Origin of the sequence: Luteimonas arsenica, assembly GCF_004352825.1 — a bacterium.
Lineage (GTDB): Bacteria > Pseudomonadota > Gammaproteobacteria > Xanthomonadales > Xanthomonadaceae > Luteimonas > Luteimonas arsenica.
Map to the genome: position 1 here is coordinate 179,564 of NZ_SJRW01000002.1, position 21,458 is coordinate 201,021.

Annotated in this window: 16 protein-coding genes; 3 read left to right on the top strand and 13 right to left on the bottom strand. The window is 71.3% G+C overall.

Annotation, left to right across the window (positions count from 1 at the left end):
- Positions 1–3 precede the first annotated feature (3 nt).
- From E2170_RS08310 to E2170_RS08365, 12 genes are all read right to left on the bottom strand, one after another.
- Complete coding sequence (locus E2170_RS08310) at positions 4–3,462, bottom strand: hybrid sensor histidine kinase/response regulator (RefSeq protein WP_133000219.1); 3,459 nt, start codon at positions 3,460–3,462, stop codon at positions 4–6.
- Positions 3,463–3,487: 25 nt separating this feature from the next.
- Positions 3,488–4,591: a toxic anion resistance protein gene (locus tag E2170_RS08315; protein WP_133000220.1), complete on the bottom strand. Its 1,104-nt coding sequence runs from the start codon at positions 4,589–4,591 to the stop codon at positions 3,488–3,490.
- Positions 4,592–4,624: 33 nt separating this feature from the next.
- Positions 4,625–5,371, bottom strand: coding sequence for a hypothetical protein (locus E2170_RS08320; RefSeq protein WP_133000221.1), 747 nt, complete (start codon positions 5,369–5,371; stop codon positions 4,625–4,627).
- Positions 5,372–5,373: 2 nt separating this feature from the next.
- Positions 5,374–10,695: a DNA repair ATPase gene (locus tag E2170_RS08325; protein WP_133000222.1), complete on the bottom strand. Its 5,322-nt coding sequence runs from the start codon at positions 10,693–10,695 to the stop codon at positions 5,374–5,376.
- Positions 10,696–10,756: 61 nt separating this feature from the next.
- The gene (locus E2170_RS08330) at positions 10,757–12,634 is read right to left on the bottom strand and encodes a flotillin family protein (protein WP_133000223.1); all 1,878 of its coding nucleotides are present in this window, start codon (positions 12,632–12,634) and stop codon (positions 10,757–10,759) included.
- Positions 12,635–12,668: 34 nt separating this feature from the next.
- Positions 12,669–13,289: a hypothetical protein gene (locus tag E2170_RS08335; RefSeq protein WP_133000224.1), complete on the bottom strand. Its 621-nt coding sequence runs from the start codon at positions 13,287–13,289 to the stop codon at positions 12,669–12,671.
- Positions 13,290–13,502: 213 nt separating this feature from the next.
- Positions 13,503–13,667 carry a 50S ribosomal protein L33 gene (gene rpmG / locus E2170_RS08340; protein WP_133000225.1) on the bottom strand — a complete coding sequence of 55 codons (165 nt, stop codon included), beginning with the start codon at positions 13,665–13,667 and terminating at the stop codon, positions 13,503–13,505.
- A gap of 10 nt (positions 13,668–13,677) precedes the next feature.
- On the bottom strand, positions 13,678–13,914 hold the full coding sequence (gene rpmB / locus E2170_RS08345) for a 50S ribosomal protein L28 (RefSeq protein WP_133000226.1): 237 nt from the start codon (positions 13,912–13,914) through the stop codon (positions 13,678–13,680).
- A gap of 303 nt (positions 13,915–14,217) precedes the next feature.
- Positions 14,218–15,150 carry a ParB/RepB/Spo0J family partition protein gene (locus tag E2170_RS08350; protein ID WP_133000227.1) on the bottom strand — a complete coding sequence of 311 codons (933 nt, stop codon included), beginning with the start codon at positions 15,148–15,150 and terminating at the stop codon, positions 14,218–14,220.
- Positions 15,147–15,935, bottom strand: a complete 789-nt coding sequence (locus E2170_RS08355; protein ID WP_133000228.1) for a ParA family protein — start codon at positions 15,933–15,935, stop codon at positions 15,147–15,149. Before E2170_RS08355 ends, E2170_RS08350 begins: the two co-directional genes overlap by 4 nt.
- 69 nt (positions 15,936–16,004) lie before the next feature.
- Positions 16,005–16,661 carry a 16S rRNA (guanine(527)-N(7))-methyltransferase RsmG gene (gene rsmG, locus E2170_RS08360; RefSeq protein ID WP_425477872.1) on the bottom strand — a complete coding sequence of 219 codons (657 nt, stop codon included), beginning with the start codon at positions 16,659–16,661 and terminating at the stop codon, positions 16,005–16,007.
- 55 nt (positions 16,662–16,716) lie between these two features.
- The gene (locus E2170_RS08365; protein ID WP_133000230.1) at positions 16,717–17,337 is read right to left on the bottom strand and encodes a 4'-phosphopantetheinyl transferase family protein; all 621 of its coding nucleotides are present in this window, start codon (positions 17,335–17,337) and stop codon (positions 16,717–16,719) included.
- A 114-nt stretch (positions 17,338–17,451) separates the two neighbouring features.
- Between E2170_RS08365 and E2170_RS08370 the strand changes: the two genes are divergently transcribed.
- The 3 genes from E2170_RS08370 to E2170_RS08380 all read left to right on the top strand — a co-directional run bounded on the left by E2170_RS08370 (position 17,452) and on the right by E2170_RS08380 (position 20,584).
- Positions 17,452–18,831 (top strand): AMP-binding protein, encoded by a 1,380-nt coding sequence (locus tag E2170_RS08370; RefSeq protein WP_133000231.1) that lies wholly within the window; start codon positions 17,452–17,454, stop codon positions 18,829–18,831.
- A 95-nt stretch (positions 18,832–18,926) separates the two neighbouring features.
- Positions 18,927–19,184, top strand: a complete 258-nt coding sequence (locus E2170_RS08375) for a GlsB/YeaQ/YmgE family stress response membrane protein (protein ID WP_133000232.1) — start codon at positions 18,927–18,929, stop codon at positions 19,182–19,184.
- Positions 19,185–19,333: 149 nt separating this feature from the next.
- Positions 19,334–20,584, top strand: coding sequence for an MFS transporter (locus E2170_RS08380; RefSeq protein ID WP_133000233.1), 1,251 nt, complete (start codon positions 19,334–19,336; stop codon positions 20,582–20,584).
- Here E2170_RS08380 and xth read toward each other — a convergent pair.
- On the bottom strand, positions 20,568–21,341 hold the full coding sequence (gene xth / locus E2170_RS08385; RefSeq protein ID WP_133000234.1) for an exodeoxyribonuclease III: 774 nt from the start codon (positions 21,339–21,341) through the stop codon (positions 20,568–20,570). The two genes, E2170_RS08380 and xth, sit on opposite strands and share 17 nt — an antisense overlap.
- Positions 21,342–21,458 lie beyond the last annotated feature (117 nt).

The window sequence follows — 21,458 nt, forward strand, 5'->3', positions numbered from 1 at the left end:
CGATCAGGGGGTGTGCCCGGCCACGTGCGCACTGCGCTGCGCCGCCAGGAACGCCCGCAGCGACGCCGGCTTGATCGGCTTGGTCAGCACCCGGTAGCCGCGCGCCCGCGCATCGCGCTTGACCTGGTCGCTGCCGTCGGCGGTCACCAGGGCGCCGGGCACGCGCGGGCCCTGCTCGCGCAGGGCATCCAGGGTGTCCAGGCCGTCCAGGCGGTCGTGCAGGTGGTAGTCGACCAGCAGCACGTCCGGCGCCTCGGCCATCTTCTCCAGCGCCTCGTCGACGGTGGTCGCGCGCAGCACCTCGATCTTCCAGCGACCCAGCAGCAGCACCATGCCGGCGAGGATGTCGACGTCGTTGTCCACGCACAGCACGCGCATGCCCTCCAGCGAGTCCGGCAGGGCGGCCTCGGGCACCGGCGCACGCGGCAGCACGGCGCTTTCGGAGCGCTGCACGCGGATCGAGAACATGCTGCCGTGGCCGGCGCGCGAACGCACGTTGAGCGGGTGGCCGAGCACGTTGGAGATGCGCTGGCAGATTGAAAGCCCCAGGCCCAGGCCCTGGGCATCCCAGCTGCCGGGCTGGTCGATGCGGAAGAACTCTTCGAAGATCTGCGCCAGGTGGTATTCGGGGATGCCCGGGCCGGTGTCCCAGACCTGCAGCTCGACGTAGCCGCCGCGCCGGCGCGCGGCCAGCACGATGCGGCCCTCGCGGGTGTAGCGCAGGGCGTTGGCGAGGAAGTTCTGCAGCACGCGGCGCAGCAGGCGGCGGTCGCTGCGCACCGCCAGGCTGCGTGCGTGCACGCGCAGGTCGATACCGCGGGCGGCGGCCAGCGGCGCGTACTGCGCGGCGAGGTCGTCGAGCAGTTCGGCGGCGTCGAAGTCCGACAGCTGCGGCTCCAGCGCGCCCGCGTCCAGGCGCGAGACGTCGAGCAGGCCTTCCAGCAGCTCCTCGGCGGCGCGCAGCGAGGTGTCCACGCGCTCGGCCAGGTGCCGCTGTTCGGCGACGGTGTCGCTCTCGCGCAGGGCCGAGGCGAACAGGCGCGCGGCGTTGAGCGGCTGCAGCACGTCGTGGCTGACCGCGGCCAGGAAGCGGGTGCGCGAGGCCTGCGCGGCCTCGGCCTCGCGGGTGCGCCGGGCCACGCGCTGCTCCAGGGTCTCGTTGACCTCGCGCAGCTCGCGCTCCACGCGCTTGTACTCGGTGACGTCGCTGTAGCTGGTGACGTAGCCGCCGCCGGGCAGCGGCTGGCCGCGCATCTCCACCACCTGGCCGGTGCTGCGCACGCGCTCGAAGACGTGCGGCGAGCCGATGCGCATGTACTCGATGCGCTTGGCGACCTCGGCCTCGATGTCGGTGTTGCCGCCGCCGAGCTCGCCGCGCAGCGCGTTGTAGCGGATCAGGTCGGCCACCGGGCGGCCGACGTAGAGCATGCCCTCGGGATACTCGTACATCTCCGCGTAGCGCAGGTTCCAGGACACCAGGCGCATGTCGCGGTCGACCACGCTGACGCCCTGGTCGAGGTTGTCGAGCGTGGCCGACAGGATCGCGCGGTCGAAGCGCAGGTCCTGGCCGGCCTCGTCCAGCACCGCCACCACCTCGGCCACGTCCATGCCCGAGCCCTTGAGCGCGCTGGTCATCACCAGGCGCGCCGACGAGGCGCCGATGGCGGCGGCCAGCAGGCGCTCGGTGAACTGCGCCCAGCTGCGGTCGGTGGGCGCCGAGGGGTCGGGACTGCGCCCGCTGGCGGCGGCGTGGTCGGCGAAGGCGCGACGCGCGGTGGTTTCGCCGACGATGCGCCCGGCCAGCGCCATCAGGTCGCCCAACTGCGCGCTGCTGTGCGGCACGCCGCTGCCCGGCAGGAGCTGCGCCGAGGCATAGGGATCGAGGAAGGGCGCGCTGCGCAGGCGCTCCTCGAAGCTCGGCCGCCAGCGCGCGGACACCAGGAACAGCGCGCCGATGTTGGCCAGCAGCGACCAGAAGGTGCCGTGGGTCAGCGGATCCCAGCCGGTCAGGCCGAACAGCTGCTGCGGCCGCAGCCAGTCGATGCCGAAGGGGCCCTGGTACAGCCAGTCGTCGGCGAACCAGCCGGCCTCGGTCAGCGTCGGCAGCAGCAGGGTGTAGATCCACATCGCGAAGCCCAGCAGCAGGCCGGCCTCCACGCCGTGGCGGCTGGCGCCGCGCCAGTACAGGCCGCCGATCAGCGCCGGCGCGAACTGCGCCACCGCCGCGAACGACATCAGGCCGTAGGAGGCCAGGGTGGTGTCGCTGCCGCTGACCCGGTAGTAGCCGTAGGCCATCCCCGCGAAGCAGAAGATGGCGACGCGGCGGATCCACAGCACGGTGGAGGCGACGTTGCCGCCGTGGCGCTGCGCCCAGCCGCGGGCGAGCAGGGGCGGCATCACCAGGTCGTTGGAGACCATGGTCGCCAGCGCCACGCTGGACACGATCACCATGCCGGTGGCGGCGGAGAAGCCGCCGACGTAGGCGAACAGCGCCAGCAGCTTGCGGCCCTCGGCCATCGGCAGGCTCAGCACCAGGGTGTCGGCGGAGACGTCGGGGGTGCCGCCGTGCATCGCCAGGCCGGCGGCCGCGATCGGCACCACCGCCAGCGACACCAGCATCAGGTAGCCGCCGAACAGCCAGCGCGCGCGGCGGATGTCGGCGACGTCCATGCATTCCACCACCGCGACATGGAACTGCCGCGGCAGGCAGATGATGGCGGTGAAGGCGAGCAGGGTCTGGCCGATGAAGCCCACCGGCGGCGACTGCGTGAACAGGGTGGTGGTGGCTTCGCCCAGCGGCAGCTCGTGGTCGCTGAACCAGAACACCGCGAACACGCCCACGAACACCAGCGCCACCAGCTTGACCATCGACTCCAGCGCGATCGCGAGCATCATGCCGGGGCGATGTTCGGTGGCGTCGACCTGGCGGGTGCCGTAGAGGATGGCGAACACCGCCATCAGCACCGCCACGTACAGCGCCGGGTCACCGACGCTGGCCAGCAGCTCGTCGCCGCCGCCGAGCACATGCAAGCTCAACGTCACCGCTTTGTACTGCAACGCCAGGTAGGGCACGACCGCGATCAGCGCGATCAGGCTGACCAGCGCCGCCAGCCGCTGCGCGCGGCCGTAGCGGGCGGCGATGAAGTCCGAGATGGAGACCGTGCTCTGGCTCTGCGCGATCAGCGCCAGGCGCTCGAGGATGCGCCAGCCGAACAGCAGCATCAGCAGCGGGCCAAGGTAGATCGCGAAATAGCCGATGCCGCTGCGGCTGGCCGAGCCGACCGCGCCGTAGAAGGTCCACGACGAGCAGTACACTGCCAGCGACAGGCTGTAGACCAGCGGCCGCAGCCAGGTGCCGCCGGCGCGCATGTGCACGGGATTGCGGTCGCCCCACCAGGCCACGGCGAACAGAAGCGCCGCATAGCCCAGCGACACCAGCAGCAGGATCCAGCCCGGCAGCATCCGCCCGTCCTCCCTTTGCCGGGCCTCAGCCCTCCGTGGCCGGCGCCGCCAGCCGCTTCTGCACGTCCTCGCGCAGCTGCGACAGCTCGACTTCGGCCTGGCGGCGCGCCTGCATGCCGTCGCGGTGGATGGTGCGCACTTCCTCGACGGTCTGGATCAGCTGCTCGTGGACGTGGCGCAGGGTGGCGATGTCGATCACCGCGCGCTGGTTGGCCTTGGCCGTTTCCACCGAGGTCTGCCGCATCAGGTCGGCGTTCTTGCGCATGATCTCGTTGGTGGCGTCGTCGATGGCGTTGGACAGCTCGACCGCGTTCTTCTGCTCGTTGAGCGAGAGCTGGATCGCGAACTGGCGCTTCCACGACGGGATGGTGATGTTGCGCACCGCGTTGAACTTCTCGATCAGCTGGATCGCATTGGCCTGGATCAGGCGGATCATCGGCAGCGACTGGTCGGCGGCGTGCTGCATCACGCCCAGGTCGCCGACGCGCTTGTCGAGCAGGCGGATGGCGTTCTCGACCTCTGCGCGGCGGTCGCGCGAGGCCGGGTCTTCCAGGCCGGCGAGCGCCTGCTGCTCCGCGGCCAGCTCGGCCAGGCGGACCTTGCCGGCGGCGACGTGCAGCCCCAGGGCGTGGCGCTCCTCGCGCACGATGTCGTGCATGCGGTCGAACTCGCCCACGCGCTGGGCCTGGGTGCCCTGCTTCTGCGCCACGTCGCGCATCAGCTGCTCGATCTGCTGGTTGGTGCTGCTGAACTTGTGCACCAGGTCGTCCTTCGAGGCGCGCAGGCGGTCGATCAGGCCGCCGATCACCGGCACCTTGGAGCGACCGACGAAGCTCTCAAGATCCAGCGAGCGCGCGATGCGCACCACTTCGCCGAGCTTGTCGCCGGCCTCGTCGAGGTCGCGGTTGCGGACCTGGTCGAGCATCTGGCTGGAGAACGCGGCGGTCTTGCTGGCGGCCTCGCGGCCGAAGACGTGCAGGTTGCCGGGGGTGATGTCCTGCAGCGACCGGCCGATCTCGGCGATGGCGCCGGTGTCGTCGGCGGTCAGCCCGAGGCCCTTGAGCGTGGCGTCGTCGAGCACGTCGGCGGCGGGGACGAGGGCGCCGTGGTCCGTGGGGTCCTGGCTCATGCGGGTTCTCCGTGGATGGGTCGTCGGTCGGGATCAGTCGAGTTTAGCGGCCATCGCATCGACTTCGGATTCGATGGCCGCCCAGGCTTCGGCGGCGGCCCGGGCGCGGTGCTGCCCCGCGGCGCCGGCGTCCGCGAGCGCCTGCTGGCGCCAGGCCGGCAGCAGCACGTCGCGGATGCGGCGGTAGCGGGCGAGCAGTTCGAGGTCCTGGGCACGGAGCAGGGCCAGCTGGCGCGCGCCGAGTTCGCGCGTGGCCTGCACGGTGGCGAGCTGTTCCAGGCGGCGCTCCAGGCCCGCGCGCGGCGGAAGGATGCCCTGCCGCGCGGTGCCATCGGCGCTGGCGCCGGCCTCCGGATGGGCGTCCAGCCAGTCGCGCGCCCGCGCGATCACCGCGGCGAGCCCGGTCACGGCCGCGGCGGCCTCGTCCTGCAGGCCTTGCAGGACGGTGCCACGCGCCTCCAGCGCTTCGGCGCTGCGGTCGGCGGCGACGACCAGGGTGCCCATGCGCGCGCGCAGGCCCGCGGCCTCGGACTCGGCCTGCACGTCGTGGCCCATCAGGCGCCCGAACAGCCCCACGCCGCGGCGCGAGCTGCGCGGATCATCGGCCTGCAGCGCGCGGCGCAGTTCGTCCAGGCGCGCCACCAGCGCGGTGGCCGCGGCGTGGTCGAGCGCGGCGGCCATGCGTGCTTCCAGTCCTTCGTCCAGCGCGTCGTCGCCGTAGCGCAGCACGGCCAGGGCGTCGTCGAGGTCGACCGGCGGATCGGCGTGCGGCCCGGGCATGCTCAGACCTCGTCCGGCTTCTCGCCGTTGCGGATGCGAAGCTGGCGCAGCAGCTCCTCCAGCTCGATCTCCTGCGCGGTCAGCGTGCGTTTGCGTCGCGATGAGGGTGCGGTTCCGGTCGCGGGGGCCTCGCCCATCCTTGTGCGCAACAGGTCGAGGATCCGCACCAGCGCGGTATTGAGCTCGGCCTGGCGCTCCTGGCTGCCGGACAGATGTCGCAGCACCGGCTCGAAGGCGCCGCGCATCGCTTCGGGCAGGGCCTGCAGGAGGTGGGGAATCTCGGCGGGGACCGGCTTGTCCGCGCGCAGCGAGGACAGAAGCTGCTCCCACGGCACCTCGGCCTGCACCGGCGCCGATGCACGCACGTCCTGCAGCGACTGCAGGTTGGACGCGATGTCGGCCAGCTGCGCGACCACGCGTGCGCCGGTGTCGGCGTCCTCGCCGCCCATGGCCTTGTTGCGCAGGAAGTCGCGCTTGACCTGCGCCCAGCGCTCGGACTGCGCCTCCGTCATGGCGCCGCGCAGCTCGGCCAGCTTGAGCAGGTTCTCCTCGGCGCCGGTGGTCAGCAGCTGCGACTCGCCCATGTAGTGGTCGGCGATGAGCTGCTGCAGCTCGGCGGCGTTCATCACCGGCGAGACCTTCTCGGCCAGCTTGTTCATGTTGCGGTAGCTGCCCTGCAGCTTGAACGGCGGCTCGGTGCGGTAGCGGTCGGCCTGCGCGGCGCTGGCGATGTACTGCTGGTTGACGCGGTAGACCACGTCGCGCACCTGCATCAGCCGCTGCAGGGTGGCGACGATCTCGTTGACCTCGGCGCCGCTGTAGGCGTGCGAGAGGTTGTTGGTCGACACGTCACGGCCTTCGGCCTTCTCCACCAGCAGGTGCAGGTCGGCGAGGTCGCGGGTGGCCAGCGGCGCCAGCACCGGGCTGGAGGTCAGGCTGTTCTCGATGTAGCTGAGCTTGAACGCCTCCTCCATGCCGCCAAGCACGTCGCCCAGGTTGTAGATGTCGGCGCGGTTGGCGAGCATGTCCGGGATCCGGAACACCTCGCCGGACTCGGTGTAGGGGTTGCCGGCCATGACCACGCAGAACTTCTTGCCGCGCATGTCGTAGGTCTTCGTGCGGCCCTTCCACACGCCCTCGATGCGGCGGGTGCCGTCGCACAGCGAGATGAACTTCTGCAGGAACTCGGGATGGGTGTGCTGGATGTCGTCGACATACAGCATGGTGTTGTTGCCCATCTCCAGCGCGAGGTTGAGCTTCTCCAGCTCCTGGCGCGAAGTGGCGTCGGGCGCCTGCTCGGGGTCGAGCGACTTCACCTCGTGGCCCAGCGCCGGGCCGTTGATCTTCATGAAGACCAGGCCCAGGCGGTTGGCCACGTACTCCATCAGCGTGGTCTTGCCGTAGCCGGGCGGCGAGATCAGCATCAGCAGGCCCATCAGGTCGCTGCGCTTGTCCTCGCCCACCGTGCCCATCTGCTTGGCGAGGTTGTCGCCGATGATCGGCAGGTAGACCTGGTCGAGCAGCCTGTTGCGCACGAACGAACTCAGCGGCCGCGCCTTGAACTCGGACAGCCGCAGCGCGTCGCGCTCGCGCGCGGCGATGCGCTGGCGGATCGCCTGGTAGCCCTCGAAGCCGGGGATGAAGTGCCCGCGGTGCTGGCGGAAGCGCAGCAGGAAATCGTCGACCGACAGGGCCATGCGGCCCTCGCGGATGCGCGGGTGTTCGCCGAGCAGGCCCTCGACCCGCGCGATCAGGGTCGCGTCGACGATGCGGTGGCGCAGCGCGCGCCCGGTGAGCAGCAGGGCGATGGCCTCGGGCACGTAGCCGGCCAGCTCCGCCTGCGTGCCGTCGGCGCACATCGCCTGCAGCCACTGCGCGGCCAGCGCCCACTGCGCCGCGGGGCGGCCGGCGAGCCGTTCCAGCGAACGGTCGAAGGACTCCTCCATGCCGGCGCCCTGCAGCCGGGCGCGCAGGGCGTCGACCAGGTCGCGGGCGTAGTGGCTGAAGCCGAAGGTCGGGTCGCCGCCGCGCAGCTCCTCGACCAGGTAGTCGGCGGCGATGCCGGCGAGCGCGTCGTCGACCGGGAGCGCGGCCCCGGCGACGAAGGCCGACAGCCGCGTCGAGATCTCCGCGCGCAGTGCGTCCAGCGCCTCGCGCGAGGCGAACAGGCGCTGCACGGCGTCCGCGCCGACCGCGCGCTGCGACCAGGCCGCGACCTCGGCGTCGTCCTGCAGCTGCTGCCAGGCGACCAGCGCCAGCGCGCGCGCGGCCGGCGCGTGCACCAGGGCGCCGGCGCCGCGGTGCAGCGGCAGCAGCGCGCGCAGCAGCAGGGCGGCGTCGTGGTCGTGGATGCCCTTCTCGTAGCCCTCGCGGTAGCGCGGCGCGGCGAAGTCGCGGACGAGTCGTTCCAGCGCCTCCGGGTTCGCGGCGGCCTGTTCCAGCGCGTCCATGTCGAGGCCGTCACGGCCGTGCGCCGCGGCGTCCAGCACCAGGCCGGCCAGGTACTCGCCGCGATACAGCGCCGGCGATTCGGATTCCAGCGCGACCTGCCACCAGTCGCGCAGGGCCTCGAGCTCGGGGTCGTGCAGGGTTTCGTAGTAGTCGGTGCCGGTGAGGTGGATCGCCAGCGCATCGCCGCGCGGCAGGATGGTCAGGTCCAGCGGCTGGGTGTTGACGCTGAAGCGGTGCCGCGGGCCGAGGCGGATGACGCTGCCGCCGTCCTCGAACAGGTCGCTGCGGTCGCGCAGGCTGCGCACGGCCTGGTCGCGCACGCCTTTCAGGCGCGCCTCGACGTCGTCGGCCTTGACGCTGTCGCGCAGCTCGCGCAGGCGCCCGGCCAGTTCGCGCAGCTTGAGGATCAGCGGATCGCCGGCGAAGAAGGCGTTGAGCTCGTCGGCGCCGGTGAAGCGCTCGGTGCGCCGCGGCAGGCCGTCGAGGATGCGCGCCGCCGCGTCGGCCACCGCCTGCGCGCGGCGCTGGCGGTCGTCGAGCAGGGTCTGCTTGTGCGCCTCGAAGGTGTCCAGCAGCTCCTCGCGCTTGGCGAGGATGTCGCCCAGGAACTGCTCGTGTTCGCCGAACTGGCTCTCCAGCTCCTCCAGCTGCACCATCAGCCGCGACAGCTGTTCGTCGGCGCGCTCGGGGTCGGTGGCCAGGCCCAGGGCGCTGGCGATGGACTGGCCGAACAGGGTGAACTGGGCGCCGAACTGCGCCACCGCTTCGGCCGAGCCGAGCGTCCGCCGCTTCTGGTCGGCGCGCGCGCGGGCCTGGTTGAGGCGCGCGTAGATCGCCGAGATCGCCTCCACCACCGCGGTGCGCCGGGTGGCGTCGTCGACCTTCAGGCTGGCCATCAGCTCCGACAGCATGTCGAGCTCGGCCGACATCGCGCGCATGCCTTCCAGGGCCTCGCCCAGCGCGCGCGCGGTGCCCGCGTCCTGCGCGGCCTGGTCGAGTTCCTTCAGGCGCTGCTGGAACGGCTGCAGCGCCTTGTCGCCGCCGAGGAACTCGCCGGTGGCCACGCCGATGGCGTCGTGCGCTTCCTGCAGTTCGGCGCCCATGGCGTCGATGGCGTCGGTGTCGATGTAGCGGTAGTCGCGGATGGTCAGCAGCTGGCCGCGCTGGCTGGAGATCTCGCGCAGGGCGTCGACGTACTCGCCGATGGCCGTCCAGTTCTCCGGGCGCAGGCGGCCGAGCAGGGCCTTGTGCGCCGCGCTCGCCGTGGCCATCGCCGCGTCGGACTGGTGGCGGATGTCCTCGACCTTCTCGTACTCGTCGAGCACGGACTCGCCGGTGGCGCTGATCGCGTGCAGCAGCGCCGCGGCGCCGTCGCAGTGGGCGTCGTCGATCCAGTGGTGGGCGTCGAACATGCGCCGCGCGTCGTGGACCAGCAGCTGGTAGCGCTGCAGCGAGGCCCGCGGGTCGTCGATCGCGCGCGCCAGCTCCAGCAGGTCGGAGATGCCGCGCACCAGCGCCGCGTTGCCGATCCGGCCCATGAAGCTGGTGCCCGGCGGGCGCTGCGCCGCGAACTCCTCGCTGGTGAACGGGGTCTGCCAGACCTGCATCGGGTGGATGCGGGTGGGCGCGTCGCCCTCGGCGTTGAACAGCACCATGCGCCCGTCGGCCAGCAGCGCGTAGCCGTGGCCGAACACCGGGTTCTGCAGCGCACGGCGGATCGAGTTGTAGACGAACAGCGCCGAGCGCCCGGCCTCGCGGTCGTAGAAGACGTACATCACGTCCTCGCCGTTGGGCGAGCGGAGGCTGCGCTTGTACTGCATGCCGTCCATCTGCGCGTCGAAGGCCTTGTGCTCGCCGTTCTGCAGGTAGTAGCCGCCGGGGAAGACGATGCCGTGGTCTTCGGGCAGCTGCACGCAGGCCTGGACGATGGCGTCGTTGCGCAGCACGGTGCCGGTGAGCGTGTTGTAGACCAGGCCGCGCCACTCGGTCTCGCGGTAGGGCAGGATCTTCAGCAGCACCAGCGAGCCCACGCGGGCGAAATCGATCGTGGCGTCGTCGAGCGACTGCGTCGCGTCCTCCACCGGCTCGCTGTACACGCCCTGGCCGGTGTCGGTGTTGTTCTCGACCTTGACCGTGAGGTCGCCGCCGGTGGTTTCGACGAAGACGGTGTCGAGGATGTTGAGGTGCGGGTGGCGGCCGGTTTCCTCGAGGTCGCGGGTGGCGCGCGTCCACTCGAAGTCGAAGGGCGGCGGCAGGGCGATGTCGCGCTCGCCGCGGGAGTCGATCCAGGTGAGTTCGCCGCTGCTGGAGACCGCCCAGCGGAACACGCGCACGTCGCTGCTGCGCTCGCCGATCTGGAACGCGGCCAGCAGCCTGCCGTCGCGCACGATCAGCTGCAGCAGCCGGGCGTGCTTGTAATAGGCGTAAAGCTCGGTGAAGTCGTGGACGAAGCCGGGGTCGGCCAGGAAGCTGCCCTTGAAGTCGACCGGGGTGACGTCGTAGCCGTCCGGCCCTTCGACCAGGCGGTAGAGGCCGAAGACGTCCTCGATCCGGGTCTGCGTCTTCAGCCCGAGGTAGACGTTGTAGCCGAACAGCAGCAGGTCGCCGCCGACCTGGACGATGTCGCGGCCGACGCAGTTGTTCTCGGTGCGGATGCGGAAGCGCCCGACGACCTCCATCCGGCTGTCGCCGAACTCCTCGAGCCGGCGCGCGTTGAGCCCGTCGACGATGCCGCGCAGCTGTGCGCCCTGTTCGGCCAGGCGGCGGCGCAGGACTTCGTAGGCACCGCCCTGCGCGACCGCCCGGTCGACGCCGCTGTCGCCCGCGTCCGCGGCAGCCTGCCCGGGTGCGCTGGCCTGGTCGGGTTCGGTCATCGTCTGCGTCCTTCCTCTCCTTCGGCGATGCCCGCGCCACGGTGGGCGCGGGCGCGTGGGCTCAGCCCGCGTCGGCGGCCTTGCCGGCCAGCGCGCGGCCGCCGGCGGACACGCCCAGGTACTTCTGCAGCAGCTCCTGCACCACCGGACTCTTGTCGGTCAGGCCCTCGATCGACTTGCCCAGCGAGATCGCCTTGACCAGGCTGTCGAACATGCCGCCGTCGCCACCGACCATGTCGATGTCGGCGTTGCGCAGCGCGGTGGCGATGACCTCGGCGTTCTCCTTCGACACTTCCTTGCCGGCCTCGATCGAGGCCAGGGCCTGCTTGAGGCTGGTGTCGAGCGCCATGCGGTACTCCTCGTGGCTGCGCGCGTTGTCGGTCAGCGCGTCGATGGCCTGGAACTTCTTGGTCAGGCCCTCGGCCTCGGCGAACAGCTTCTCGGCCAGGATCGTGGCCTCGGCCTTGCCCTGCTTGAGGTTGGCGTCGGCCATCACGTCGACCACGCGCGCCTCGGCGGCGCCGACCTTCTCGATCGCGATCGCGCCGGCCTCCTTGACCTGGGCCTCGGCCAGGCCGGGCGCCGCCTTCTCGGCGCGCACGCCCTCGGCCAGCACCTTCTTGGCCTCGGCCTGCTTGCTGGCCGCTTCCAGCTCGGCCTGGGCCAGGGTGGTGATCTCGACCGCGCGGTGCTTGGCGGCGGTCTCGCTGGCCTCGGCCTCCTTGACCTGCTCCAGCAGCGCCTGCTGCGCGCGGGCCTCGGCGTCGAGGATCGCGATCTGCTTCAGGCGGTCGGCCTCGGACACCTCGCGCACCTCCTTGATGCGCTCCTCTTCCTGCGCCACCGTCTTGTCGATGGCGATGCGCTCGCGGGTGATGTTGGCCACGTCCATCTTGCCCTGCTCGACCACCTTGTCGCGCTCCACGCCCTGCAGCTGGACCTCGCGGTCGGTGGTGACCTGCTCGAGCTGCTTGGCGCGGGCGACGCGCTCGGCCTCGATGGCGACCGCGCGCTGGCGGTTCTGCTCGGCCACCTCGACCTCGCGCAGGCGGTTCTGGTCGCGGATGTCGATCAGCTGCTGGGCCTCGATGCGGGCGTTCTCGGCGAGCTGGCGCTGCTCTTCCTGCACCTTCGCGGTCTCGGCCTCCTCGCGCGCCTGGATGGTCTCGATCTCGCGCTTCTGGCGCGCCTCGGCCTCGGCCTGCTGGCGTTCCAGGGCCAGCGTCGCCTCGCGGGTCTCGACGTTCTTCTTGGTGATCGCCAGGTGCTCGTTCTGCGACAGCTCGTTGGTGATCACGTTCTGCGACGCGGTCAGCTCGGTGATCTTGCGGATGCCTTCGGCGTCGAGGATGTTGTGCGGGTCGAGCACCTGCTTGGGCGTCTGCTCCAGGTAGTCGATCGCGACGTCTTCCAGCACGTAGCCGTTGAGGTCGTTGCCGATGACCTTGATGATCTCGTCGCGGAACTCCTGGCGCTTCTCGAACAGGTCGGTGAACTCGAACTTCTTGCCCACCGTCTTCAGCGCCTCGGAGAACTTGGCGTTGAACAGCTCGTCCACGGCGTGCTTGTCCGAGGCGCGGTCGGCGCCCAGCGACTTGGCCACGCGCAGCACGTCGGCCGGGGTCTCGTTGACGCGCAGGTAGAAGGCCACGGCGATGTCGGCGCGCATGTTGTCGCGGCAGATCAGGCCCTCCTTGCCGCGGCGGTCGATCTGCAGGGTGATCAGGCTGATCTTCATCAGCTCGGCGCGGTACAGCACCGGGATGATCAGCGCACCGGTGAAGCGCACCTTCGGGGTCGAACTGAGGTCGTTGACGATCAGCGCGGTGCCCTGGTCGACCTTCTTGTAGAAGGCCTTGAACAGGCCGGCGATGCCGACCAGCAGCACCACCAGGATGCCGATGCCGATCAGGAACGGGGCGAACAGTGCGAATTCCATCGGTGCTTCTCCAGTCGTGTCTTGTTCGTTCGTGTCAGAGGTGTTCGTAGTCGCGCTCGGGCACGACGTTCCAGGTGTTGCTGTCCAGGGCGTGGGCGACCAGCACCACGCGGTCGCCGCGCTTCATGCCGGCCGCCGGGTCGCCGCGGACCTGGAGCACCAGGCCGGCGCCGCCGTCGTCGAGGTCGGCCATGCCGTGCGACTCGTCGATGTCCGGGGTACGGACCACGGCCACGCGCCCGAGCAGCGAAACCCCGGTCGGCGGGCGCAGCAGGAGCAGGCGGCGCCGCAGCGGCCGCAGCGCGGCGGCGGTGGCCAGGATCGCCGGCGGCAGCGCGAGCAGGGCGACGCCGGCACCCAGCAGCCAGCGCAGCGGCCCGGGCACGTGCGCCAGCACCAGCAGGTGGACGAAGTAGGTCGCGACCCAGGCGAAGAAGACCACCAGGGTCAGCACCAGCATCAGCGGCACGCCGTTGAGCCCCAGGCGGCCGAGGATGCCGGCGATGCCGTCGGGTTCGGCGTCGAGGTCCAGGTCCAGGCCGTCGATCTCGACCAGGCCGGTGGCCGCGAGCAGCCAGTACACCACGCACACGCCCAGCAGCACGCTGTAGACGAGCGTCGGGAAATCCAGCGATGTGGTGAGGAACGCTTCCATCCCGCCTCCTGATCGGCCGGCTCCGCCTGGCCTGGGCCTGCCCCCGGGGCTGGACATGATGCCAGTCCCGGTTGCCATCCGTTCAGTGACCAGACGCATCCCATGCCGCGGATGTGACGGGAGGCGTACGCGCGGTGGGGTCCGTGGCCTCTGTTCGCCCACGAAAAAGCCCGCCTTGCGGCGGGCTTTCGCGGAACATCGGTCGGGCAGGTCTTACTTGATCTTGCCTTCCTTGTAGACCACGTGCTTCCGGACGACGGGATCGTACTTCTTGATCTCCATCTTGCCGGGGGTGTTCTTCTTGTTCTTGTCGGTGGTGTAGAAGTGGCCGGTGTTGGCCGAGGAGATCAGACGGATCTTGTCGCGCTTGCTAGCCATGGTGTTCTCCTCAGACCTTTTCGCCGCGGGCGCGCAGCTCGGCGAGGACGACGTCGATGCCGTTCTTGTCGATGGTGCGCATGGCAGCCGTGGAAACGCGCAGCTTCACCCAGCGGTTCTCGCTGGCGACCCAGAACCGGCGCTCGTGCAGGTTCGGGAGGAAACGGCGGCGGGTCTTGTTGTTGGCGTGCGAGACGTTGTTGCCGGTCTGCACGCGCTTGCCGGTGACCTGGCAAACTCGGGACATAACGCACCTCGATGGTGATGGGGTGTTCCCCATGGCCTGGGGGACGGCGGCCCCGGCAAGGCCCTTTCGGGGCATGCCATGCGATGCGGGTCGGTGGTCACTGCCGCGAGGCGCCGGATCGCATTCCGGGGCCGCGAGGGTCGCCTTGTGGGCGGCCGGACGCAGGGAGCCGGGCATTATGCGGGTTCAGGGCCTGGCCGGCAAGGCCAGGCTTGGTCCGGTGCGGTCTGGTCTGGCCTTTGGCTTGGTCTTGCCTTGCGAGTGGGAGCGGCTATAGCCGCTCCCACTGTGGGTCCCAGCTGGTCAGCGCTGCCCCCGCAGCCGCTCCAGCACGCCGTCCAGCGCGTCCAGGTCGCTGTAATGGATCACCAGCTTCCCCTTGTTCCCACGGCCGTGGGCGATGCTGACCTTCGTCGCGAGGGCCTCGGACAGCTCGTTCTCCAGGGCCACGATGTCGGCCTGCGGGCGGGACTTGCCGCCGTTGCCCTTCTTCTTGGCCGTGGCCGGCAGCCGGCCGGCGGCGAACTGCTGGGCGCGGTGTTCGACCTCGCGCACCGACCAGCCGTGCTCGGCGGCATCCGATGCGAGCTTGCTGGCCAGTTCCGGCGACAGCGTCAGCAGGGCGCGGGCGTGGCCCATCTCCAGCCGCCGCGCTTCCACCAGGGCGCGGATCGCCGGCGGCAGCTCCAGCAGGCGCAGCAGGTTCGACACCGCCGCGCGCGAGCGGCCCACGGCCTCGGCGGCCGCGGCGTGGGTCAGGTCGAATTCGTCGATCAGGCGCTGCAGGGCCTGGGCCTCTTCCAGCGGGTTCAGGTCCTCGCGCTGGATGTTCTCGATCAGCGCCATGGCGACGACCGTGCGGTCGTCGACCTCGCGCACCACCACCGGCACTTCGGCCAGGCCGGCCTCGCGCGAGGCGCGCCAGCGGCGTTCGCCGGCGATGATCTCGAAGGTGCGGTCGGGCAGCTGGCGGACCACGATCGGCTGGATCACGCCCTGGGCGCGGATCGACTCCGACAGCTCGGTCAGTTTGGCCGGGTCCATGTGCCGGCGCGGCTGGTACTTGCCCGGCGCCAGCGCGTCCACGGGCAGGGTGCGCAGGGCGTCGCCGGGGCGCGCTTCCAGCGCCGGGGCCTCCTCGGCGGCCTTGGGGCCGAGCAGGGCTTCCAGTCCGCGGCCCAGGCCGCGCTTCTTGGCCGCGGCCTTCGCCGGCGGTGCCTTCTTGGCAGCGGTCATGCCGCTTTCTCCTTCTGTTCGCGTTCGCGCTGGCGGCGCATCAGCTCCCCGGCCAGGCCGAGGTAGGCGATCGCGCCGCGCGAGGCCTTGTCGTAGCCGACGATGCTCTGGCCGTGGCTGGGCGCTTCGGCCAGGCGCACGTTGCGCGGCACGATGGTGCGGAAGACCTTGTCGCCGAAATGCTCGACCAGTTCGGCCGAGACCGCGTTGGCCAGGTTGTTGCGCACGTCGAACATGGTGCGCAGCACGCCCTCGATCTCCAGCGCCGGGTTGAGCTTCTGCTTCAGCGCCTCGATCGTCTGCAGCAGGGACGTCAGGCCCTCCAGCGCGTAGTACTCGCACTGCATCGGCACCAGCACGCTGTCGGCGGCGGTGAGCGCGTTGAGCGTGAGCAGCGACAGCGCCGGCGGGCAGTCGATGATGATGTAGTCGTAGCGCTCGCGCAGGGTGTCGAGCGCGCGCTTGAGGCGCTGCTCGCGGCCGTCCTCGTCCATCAGCTCGATCTCGGCCGCGGTGAGGTCGGTGTTGCCGGGCATCAGGTCGAAGCCTTCCGGCGTGGGCACCACCGCGTCGGCGGCGTGCATTTCCTCGAGCAGCACGTCGCAGGTCGATGCCGTGAGTTCGCGCTTGTCCACGCCGCTGCCCATGGTGGCGTTGCCCTGCGCGTCGAGGTCGACCAGCAGCACGCGCCTGGGCGTCTGCGCCAGCGCCGAGGCGAGGTTCACCGCCGTCGTCGTTTTTCCGACGCCGCCTTTCTGGTTGGCGATGGCGATGATGCGGGCCATGGGCTCGGCTGCCTCTGATGCGGGGATGTCGCGGATGTCCCGGCCCTGGAGAGCAGGCCGGATCGGTGATTATGCCCCGCCGGGCGCCGCGCGGCCCACCGTCACCAGATGACGCTCGGCGTCGAGCCCCGGCACGGCCAGCGGATGCACCGCTTCGACCTGCCAGCCGGCGGGCAGCGCCGCGATCTCGGCATCGGGCCGCGCGCCCTTCATCGCCAGCAGCCGGCCGCCGGGGGCCAGCAGGTGGCCGCCGACGGCCAGGATGTCGCCCAGGGTGGCCATGGCGCGGGCGGTAATCGCTTCGAAGGCGCCGGGCTGGTCCACCGCCTCGGCGCGCGATTCCAGCACGCGCGCATTGCCCAGGCCCAGGCTGCGCACGGCCTCGCGCAGGAAGCGCGCCTTCTTGCCGTTGGATTCCACCAGCGTGACCTGCAGCGCGGGCAGGGTGATCGCCAGCGGGATGCCCGGCAGGCCGGCGCCGGTGCCGAGGTCGGCCAGCGTGGCGATGCCGCGCACGTGGGCGTGCATCGACAGCGAATCGAGCAGATGCAGGGTGACCATTTCGCCCGGGTCGCGGATCGCGGTCAGGTTGTAGGTGCGGTTCCAGCGCGCGAGCAGGTCGAGGTAGGCGCGCAGCGGCGCGGCCGGCGCCGGGTCCAGGCCCAGCGTGGCAAGGCCGGCGTCGAGCGCGGCGTGCGGATCGGTATGCATCCCGACATTCTGCAGGGGCGGCCGTGGCCGCGGTAGCCGCGGCGGTGGGGCGGGCCGCCGGAACCCGCGGTCAAGGCTGTTCCGGCACGGCCGCGGCCCATCGCGCGCGCCAGGCGACCGTGGCCAGGTAGTCGGGCGCCGGCCGGAAGGTTCGCAGCGACCAGTCGGCGGGCGCGCCCAGGGCGGGATCGCAGTCGACCAGATGCCAGTCCTCGCCCTCCAGCGCGAAGGCCAGGCGGTGCAGGCCGAAGGAAATGCCCTGGCCATGCGCCTTCAGCACCGCTTCCTTGGCGCACCACAGGCGCACGAAGGCCGCCTCGCGCAGGGCGTCGGGCATGGCTGCCAGGGCCCTGGCCTCGGTCGGCGCGAAAAAGCGGTTGGCCAGCACCTGGGCCTTGGGCCGCGGCCGCCTCAGCTCCAGGTCGATGCCCACGCGCAGATTCCGGGCCAGCGCCATCAGCAGGCCCTGGCCGCTGTGGCTCCAGCTGGCGTCCCAGTCCGCGAACGGCGGGCCGAGCAGGGGCCGGCCCTGCGCCGTGCGCTGGATCGGCAGGGCCTCCGCGGCCGTGCCCAGTTCGCCGGCCAGCCATTCGCGGGCCAGCGGTTCCGCCGGCCGGCCCGGGCCGTAGGGCCGCCAGGCGCAGCGGACGGGTCCGAGCTGGAGCTGGCCGGCGGCGAGGGCGGGCGGCATCGGCGGCGGGATCCTTTGGAGCGGGCGGCCTGCCAGCGTAAAGTACCGCTTCCGCCGGCGGGGATTCCGGTGGGAGTCACGGGGGGCGCACGCGCGTCTGGGAGAATCGAGCGCATGTCGGCAGTCATCACCATCCATGGGCGGCAGGACGCCACCGACGGCCCCGCGTCGCCGCTGGCCATCGGAGCCGGGGACAGGCCCATTGCCTTTGGCGACGTCCAGGGCGTCGCGCTGGCCGATTTCCTCGCCGAGGTCCGCGGCATTGCCGCACTGCTGCCCGACCGCCCCTTCGCGGTGAACCTGTGCGAGGACCGCTACCGCTTCCTGGTCGCCTTCGCCGCCGCCGCGGTGCGCGGCCAGGTCACCCTGCTGCCGCCCTCGCGCACGCGCGCGGCGATCGACGAGGTTCGCGCCCACCATCCCGACAGCTACTGCATGGGCGATGCCGACGCCTGCGGCTGCGAGGCGCTGTCGCCGCTGCCGCACTACCTGCGCCTGCCTGCGGTCCTGCCGCGTGCCGACGGCGGGATGTTGCAGGTGGCCGACGATGCCACCGTCGCCATCGGCTACACCTCGGGCAGCACCGGCGTGCCCAAGGCCAACCCCAAGACCTGGGGCAGCTTCGCCACCAGCACCGCGCAGAACATGGCCGCGCTGGTGGGGCTGCTGCCGGCGGACGGCACCGCCCACGTGGTGGCCACGGTGCCGCCGCAGCATATGTATGGCATGGAGATGTCGGTGCTGCTGCCGATGGTGGGTGGCGTGGCCGTGCACCAGGCCAAGCCGTTCTTCCCCGAGGACATCGCCGCCGCGCTGGCGGCCGCGCCGCTGCCGCCGCTGCTGGTGACCACGCCTGTGCACCTGCGCGCCCTGGTCGAGTCGGGCGTGTCGCTGCCGCCCCTGGCCGGCATCGTCGCCTCCACCGCGCCGCTGCCGCAGGCGCTGGCGGCCCAGGCCGAGGCCGCCTTCGGCTGCGAGGTGCGCGAACTGTTCGGCTCCACCGAAACCTGCATCCTCGCCCGCCGCCGCACCGCGGTCGACGAGGCCTGGACCCTGCTGCCGGGCGTCGAGCTGCAGCCCCAGCCCGACGGCACCCTGGTGCGTGCCGCCCATCTGGGCGGGCCGGTGGCCCTGGCCGACATCGTCGAACTGCTGCCCGGCGGATGCTTCCGCCTCCGCGGGCGCCAGACCGACATGCTGGAGATCGCCGGCAAGCGCGCCTCCCTGGGCGACCTCGCCCATCGCCTGCTGTCGATCCCGGGCGTGCGCGATGCGGCCCTGGTCCAGCTCGACCCCGACGCCGCAGGCGTCCGCCGGCTGGCCGCGGTGGTGGTGGCGCCAGGCCTGGACGAGGCCACGGTCCGGGACGTCCTGCGCCGCGCCATCGACCCGGTGTTCCTGCCCCGACCGCTGCGCCTGGTCGAGGCGCTGCCGCGCAACGAGACCGGCAAGCTGCCGCGCCGGGCGCTGCTGGAACTGCTCTCGGCAGTGTGACCATGGCCGCGGTTTGCCTACATGACCGTCACGGCCCGCCCCCCAGACTTGCGCTCGCGCCGTTCCGGCGATGGCAAGACTCATAGGGAGGAACCATGAACTTCATCATCTATCTGATCGTCGGCGGTATCGCTGGCTGGCTGGCCAGCATGATCATGCGTACCGATGGCCAGCAGGGCATCCTGCTGAACATCATCGTCGGCATCATCGGCGGCTTCCTGGGCGGCTGGTTGCTGCCCCTGCTCGGCCTTGGCCTGGGCGGTGGCTGGCTCGGCTTCCTGATCACGGCGCTGATCGGCGCGATCGTGCTGCTGGCGATCATCAACCTGTTCCGGCGCGGCAGCGTGCGCTGACGCACCCCCGCGATCGCAGTGATCGAAGGCCCGGCCATGCCGGGCCTTCTTCGTTCGGGCGCCGGGTCGCGTGGGCGTGACCGCCCGCGGCACGCTCCGTTCGCACCCGCATATCGACAGCCTTGCTGCGCCGCAGCATGATGCATCGCATGACCTCTTCTTCCTCCCTCCGCGCGGACGCCGCTTCCGCCGCGGCCGCGCCGCTGCTGGCGCCGCGCCAGGTTGCTCTGATCCTGTTCGCGCTGGCGATGGGCGGCTTCGCCATCGGCACCAGCGAGTTCGTGGCGATGGGCCTGATCAGCGAGATCGCCCGCAATCTCGACGTGACCGAGCCCCTGGTCGGCCATGCGATCAGCGCCTATGCGCTGGGCGTGGTGGTCGGCGCGCCGGTGCTGGCGATCCTTGGCGCGAAACGCCGCCGTCGCACGCTGTTGCTCGGGTTCATGGCGTTCTACGCGGTCGGCAACCTGCTCAGCGCGCTGGCGCCGGGCTATGCGACGCTGCTGCTGGCGCGCTTCGTCGCTGGCCTGCCGCACGGTGCCTACTTCGGCATCGCCGCGCTGGTGGCCGCGCACGTCAGCCCGCCGGAGAAGCGTGGCTGGGCCGTGGGGCGGGTGATGCTGGGACTGTCGGTGGCGCTGCTGGTCGGCAACCCGCTGGCGACCTGGATGGGGCAGGCCTTCAGCTGGCGCTACGCCTTCGCGCTGGTGTCGCTGATCGCGCTGGCGACGATGGCGATGACCGCGCGGGTGCTGCCGGCCGGCCTGGGTGCGCCGCGCACCGACGCGCTGCGCGAACTGCGCGACTTCAACCGCGCGCCGGTGTGGCTGGCGCTGGGCACCGGGGCCATCGGCTTCGCCGGCATGTTCAGCGTGTTCGCCTACCTGCCGCCGACCCTGGTCCACGTCACCGGCACGGGTGAGGGCTTCGTGCCGCTGGCGCTGGCCGCGTTCGGCGCCGGCAGCATCGCCGGCTCGCTGGCCGGCGGCTGGTTGTTCGACCGCTACGGCTTCGGCGCGGCGGCGCGGATGCTGCTGTGGTCGACGGCGGTGCTGCTGGCGTACCCGCTGGCGGCGCAGTCGCCGTGGACGGTGCTGCCGGCGATCACGCTGGTCGGCACCATGGGTGCCCTGGCCCCGGTGCTGCAGTCGCACCTGATGGACGTGGCCGGCGACGCGCAGACGCTGGCGGCCGCCTCCAACCACTCGGCCTTCAACACCGCCAACGCGCTCGGCCCGTGGCTGGGCGGCATGGCGATCACCGCCGGCTGGGGCTGGACCAGCACCGGATACGTGGGCGCGGCGACCGCGGTCGCCGGCTTGCTGGTGTACCTGCTGGCGCGGCGCGCAGCGGAGCCGGCGCGGCGGGCGGCGCGGTGCGGGCTCAGTCCGCCAGCGTGACCCAGGCAGGCGCGTGGTCGCTGGGCCGCTCCCAGGTGCGCGGCTCGCGGTCGATGCCCGAGGCGACGGCGGCGGGGCGCAGCGCCTCGGAGACCAGGGTCAGGTCGATGCGCAGGCCGAGGTCGCGGCGGAACGCGGCCTGGCGGTAGTCCCACCAGCTGAAGATCCCGGCCTCGTCGCTGTGCAGGCGGAAGGCGTCGTGCAGGCCGAGGTCGAGCAGGGCGGTGAGCGCGGCGCGTTCGGCGGTGGAGGTGAGGATGTGGCCTTCGTTCCAGACCGAGGGGTCGTGCACGTCGCGCGCGTCGGGGGCGATGTTGAAATCGCCCATCACCACCAGCTTCGGATGCCGCTGCAGCTCATCGGCCAGCCAGTCGCGCACCGCGGCCAGCCAGCGCAGCTTGTAGGCGTACTTGTCGGTGCCGATGTCCTGGCCGTTGACGACATAGAGGTTGACGATGCGCACGCCGTCGACGGTAGCGGCAAGCGCGCGCTTCTGCTCGTCCTCGAAGCCGGGGATGCCGTATTGCACCTCGCCGATCGCACGGTCGCGGGCGAGGATGGCGACGCCGTTGTAGGTCTTCTGGCCGAGGAAGACGCTGCGGTAGCCGAGCGCGGCGAGCGCGTCGTCGGGGAAGCGGGCGTCGTCGAGCTTGGTCTCCTGCAGGCCGACGATGTCGGGCGCGAAGGCGGCGAGCCACTGCTGCAGGTGCGGCAGGCGGACGTTGAGGGAGTTGACGTTCCAGCTGGCGATTTTCACGGGTCAAGAAATCTCTTTTCGTATCAGTTAGATAGCTGAAAATCGCCGCGGAAAACTTGGCCCAGCTACCCGTCTGGCTACCCAAATTTAGAGTACTGGGCCACGCCTTTGAGCATA